Genomic DNA, 736 nt, shown 5'->3' on the forward strand with positions numbered 1-736 from the left:
CCCTGCCAAATAACAAAAAATATAGTTTAAATATCATAGTAGAGAAACAGGATGTCAAATTAAAAGAGAATAATGATATTTACATGGGTATCGACCTGGGGGTGAACAACCTTATTACAGCATATATATCAACAGGAAAAACCTTCATCATATCAGGAAGACAGCTTTTAAGTATAAATAGGTACTTCGATAAAAAAATATCTTATTATCAGTCAATTTCAGATGCACAGCAAAGTTCTAAAGGTATAAAACACCCGAAGAAAAGTAAGAGAGTAAGAAAACTTTATGAGAAAAGAGCCAAGCAGGTAAATCACGTACTGCATACAGCAGCAAAGAAAGTAGTAGAAACAGCTGAAAAACATAATGTATGCAAAATCATTGTAGGTGATATAACAAACATACGTGAAAATAAAAGCTTTGGAAAAGTCAATAATCAAAAGTTTCATAAATGGTTCTACAAAAGGCTGACAGATAAAATAACCTATAAAGCTGAAGATAGAGGTATTTCTATAGAAAAGCATGAAGAAAGCTTTTCAAGTCAGTGCAGTCCAAATGCAAAAGAAGTATCAAAGGAATATGCCGAAAGATCTAATAGAAAATACAGGGGCTTATATAAGGAAAATAACAAAATATACAATGCAGACTGTGTAGGAGCTTACAACATATTAAAAAAGTATCTGTGTAGGATAGAGAAATCTATACCAGCAGTAGTGGGTTTGGATACCCCGGAGATGTA

Annotated in this window: 1 protein-coding gene; it reads left to right on the forward strand. The window is 32.6% G+C overall.

What is annotated here, in order from left to right; genetic code table 11:
• A partial coding sequence (locus tag J5G60_RS18590; RefSeq protein ID WP_207876660.1) for an RNA-guided endonuclease TnpB family protein occupies positions 1-736 on the forward strand: 736 nt, incomplete at both ends.

It is taken from the genome of Clostridium sp. HV4-5-A1G (assembly GCF_900184915.1).
In the GTDB taxonomy this organism is placed as follows: Bacteria; Bacillota; Clostridia; order Clostridiales; family Clostridiaceae; genus Clostridium_B; species Clostridium_B aromativorans.